Here is a 3,663-nt window from a genome sequence, read left to right on the forward strand (position 1 = left end):
GGTCACCGCAGCACGCTGCGGCTCCCTCCTCCGCCTTGCGAGACACCAGCTGACCGATCCTCGCCACGGCAAGATCCGCAGGACAGGACCTAGTTCATCGACGGGTCGTCGGGGCAGGTGGCCACGTAGGCCAGCTCGCCCCGCTGGCGGCGGAGCACGGCCCGCCAGAGCGACTCGGGATCGTGGTGGAAGGTGTCGCCGGGCTCCGAGTCCACGACGTACCAGGCGCCCTCGCCGATCTCGCTCTCCAGCTGCCCGGCCGACCATCCGGCGTACCCCGCGAAGATGCGCATCTGGGCGATCTCCCCGGCGAGGATCTCCGGGGGCGCGTCGAGGTCGACGGTGCCGAGCCTGGAGACCGCCGCGGTGCCCGCGTGCAGCCGCCGCCAGCCGAGCGGCTCCTGCCCGCTCGGCACCGCGGCCAGCGCCAAGGCGCTGTCGGTCTGCACGGGGCCTCCCTGGAACAGCACGGACGGGCCGGTGACCATGGTGTCCCAGGTCGGCAGCACCTGGGTCACCGAGATGTCACTCGGTCTGTTGAGCACCACGCCCAGGGTGCCGCCATCGAGGTCGTGCTCCAGCACCAGGACCACGCTGCGCCGGAAGTTGGGATCCTCCAGCTGCGGGGTGGCCACCAGAAGCCCACCGACGTAGATCGCCTCCGCCATACCTCCATCATGAGGGGTGAACACCCCTTCGCGCTGCTCCCCCCGCCCTTCTGATGACCCGGACCTCATGCGCCCGTCACGCGACGCGCACAGGACGGAACTCCATGCAGCGAAGATCGCGGAAGGGACGGTGACGACGGCCTGACGGAGGCCTGACGACGGCCTGACGACGGGCCTCAGGCCTCCGTCATGCCCGTACGCGCACGGCCGCCGGCCGACTCGCGCACGGCCGCCGCGACGGCGCCCGACACGTCCGGGTGGAACACGCTGGGGACGATGTAGTTGGGGCCGAGCTCCTCGGTGGTCACCACGTCGGCCAGCGCCTTGGCCGCGGCCAGCAGCATCTCCTGGCTGACCACGTTGGCCTGCGCGTCGAGCAGGCCGCGGAAGACGCCGGGGAAGGCCAGCACGTTGTTGATCTGGTTCGGATAGTCGGAGCGGCCGGTGGCGACCACCGCTGCGTGCTCACGAGCGATGTCGGGCGAGACCTCGGGCTCGGGGTTGGCGAGCGCGAAGACCACGGCGTCCTTGGCCATCGTGGCGATGTCGTCGCCGTTGAGGATGCCGGGCGCGGACACGCCGATGAACACGTCGGCGCCCTTGACCGCGCCGCGCAGGTCGCCCGCGTAGCCATCGGCGTTGGTGTGGTCGGCGATCCACTGGAGCGAGTCGTCCAGGTCCTGGCGCCCGCGGTGCACCGCGCCCAGGTAGTCGCAGACGACCACGTTGCGGGCGCCCGCCGCTAGCAGCAGCCGCAGCACCGCCGTACCGGCCGCGCCCGCGCCCGCGAGGGCGATGCGGACCTCACCCAGGTCCTTGCCGACCACGCGCAGCGCGTTGGTGAGCGCGGCCAGCACGCAGATCGCGGTGCCGTGCTGGTCGTCGTGGAAGACCGGGATGTCCAGCAGCTCGCGCAGCCGCCGCTCCACCTCGAAGCAGCGCGGCGCCGAGATGTCCTCCAGGTTGATGCCGCCGAAACCGGGAGCGATGATCTGCACGGTCCGCACGATCTCGTCGACGTCCTGGGTGTCCAGGCAGATCGGCCAGGCGTCGATGTCGGCGAACCGCTTGAACAGCGCGGCCTTGCCCTCCATGACGGGGAGTCCGGCGGCCGGGCCGATGTTGCCCAGGCCGAGCACCGCAGAGCCGTCGGTGACGACGGCGACGGTGTTGCGCTTGATGGTCAGGCGGCGGGCGTCCTCGGGGTTACGGGCGATGGCCATCGAGACCCGGGCGACGCCGGGCGTGTACGCCATGGAGAGCTCGTCCCGGTTGCGCAGCGGCACCTTCGACCGCATCTCGATCTTTCCACCGAGGTGCATGAGGAAGGTCCGGTCGGAGACCTTGTGGATGACGACGCCCTCGACGCCCTCCAGCTTGTCGACGATCGCCTGCGCGTGATCGGTGTCACGCGCGGCGCAGGTGACGTCGATGCGCAGCGTCTCATGCCCGGCCGTGGTCACGTCGAGCGCGGTGACCACACCCCCGGCGGACTCTACCGCGTGGGTGAGCTGGCTGACGGCCTTGCCGCCGGCGGGCACCTCCAGGCGCACGGTGATGGAGTACGACACACTCGGCACGGTGGCCACAGCCGATCCGCTCCTTTGCGACTAACTTAAGTTGGGATGCCTCCATCGTGCCATCACCAGGGGAGTGTACGCACCGGGCGCGGCGATCCCCGCACATGTAGATGCGGTCACGAAACACCTCGTCCCGGCCCATCGTGACGCTCGTCACCGAAGACGGCTCCGCGGGGCGGCGCCCGCCCCGCGGCGGGCGGGCCGCCGGGCCGGGCACTCGGAGGCGGGGTGCTCAGAACAGGGCGCTGGCCAGGTTCCTGCGGGCCCTGGCGATGGACGGGTCGTCTCCGGGGAGCGTGTCGAACAGGCCGAGCAGGTGCACCCTGGCCCTGTCCCGCTCGGCCCCCGAGGTGCGGCGCACCACGTCGACGAGCCGGTCGAAGGCCCTGTCCACCTCGCCGGAGAGCATCTCGAAGTCGGCGGCCAGGAGCTGGGCCTCGATGTCCGCGGGGTCGGCCAGCCTGCTCTGCAGGTCCGCCGGGTCGACGTCCTGCGTCCTGCGGATCAGGCCGAGCCCGGCCAGGCCCAGCTTCGCGTCCTGGTTGTTCGGCGAGCGGGCCAGCAGCCGCTCGTACGCGGCCACCGCGCCGTCGAGGTCGCCGGCGTCGACGGCCTGCTCGGCGGCGAGCACGTCCGGGTCGACCGGGGGCTCCTGCGGCTGCTCCTGCTTTTCCTCGCCCTCCTCGGTGGGGGGCGGGAGATACTGCGCCAGCGCCTCCATGAGCTGCGACAGCCAGTCACGGAGCTGCGGCTCGGTGGCGATGCCCGGAACCACGGCCACCGGCTGTCCCTGGAAGATGGCGTACAGGGCGGGCACGTTCTGCACCCGTAGCGCCTGCGCGATCTGCTGGTTGATCTCAACGTCGACCCTGGCCAGGATCCACCGGCCGGCGTTCTCGGCGGCCAGTTTCTCCAGCAGCAGGCTGTACTGTTTGGCCTGCTCGGCGCGGGTGACGGTGAGCTCCAGCAGCACGAGGCTGTTCATGGAGCGTTCTACGACCTCGGTCGCGAAGTTGGCGTCGTCGACATCGATGACCGGCGCCGGAACACCGCCGGTTTCCTGCGCGGCGCTCTCTCGCCGCGCCTGTGCCTCCAGTGCCTGCTTGCGAGCGCCGAGATCGACGGCGCCGTAGAGCGATCCGGGTCGAGTGAAGTCCGCTGGGCTCATGGTTCCAATCCTGCCGTATCCCGGCCGGTGCCCCGACGCGCCCTCACTAGAAACGCGCCGGTTCGGTGTAGACGCCCCACTCACCGCGCAACACGTCGCAGATCTCACCCAGCGTGGCCTCGGCCCTGGCCGCGTCGAGCATGGCGGGGATCATGTTGCCCGCCGCCCTGGCTCCTGATATCTGCGCATTTCACCGCTACACCAGGAATTCCGTTCTCCCCTACCTACCTCTCTCCAGCCCGAATCC

General features: G+C 70.6%; 3 protein-coding genes. All 3 read right to left on the reverse strand.

Annotated elements, in window-relative coordinates:
* Positions 1 to 89: 89 nt before the first annotated feature.
* The 3 genes from ABZ260_RS48405 to ABZ260_RS48415 all read right to left on the reverse strand — a co-directional run bounded on the left by ABZ260_RS48405 (position 90) and on the right by ABZ260_RS48415 (position 3,416).
* Positions 90 to 668, reverse strand: coding sequence for a YqgE/AlgH family protein (locus tag ABZ260_RS48405; protein WP_343975538.1), 579 nt, complete (start codon positions 666 to 668; stop codon positions 90 to 92).
* A 176-nt stretch (positions 669 to 844) separates the two neighbouring features.
* Positions 845 to 2,257, reverse strand: coding sequence for an NAD-dependent malic enzyme (locus ABZ260_RS48410; protein ID WP_355631987.1), 1,413 nt, complete (start codon positions 2,255 to 2,257; stop codon positions 845 to 847).
* A 223-nt stretch (positions 2,258 to 2,480) separates the two neighbouring features.
* Entirely contained in the window at positions 2,481 to 3,416 is a 936-nt protein-coding gene (locus tag ABZ260_RS48415; protein ID WP_355631990.1) for a tetratricopeptide repeat protein, read from the reverse strand.
* Positions 3,417 to 3,663 lie beyond the last annotated feature (247 nt).

This window comes from Streptosporangium sp. NPDC006013, from assembly GCF_040614275.1.
GTDB lineage: Bacteria > Actinomycetota > Actinomycetes > Streptosporangiales > Streptosporangiaceae > Streptosporangium.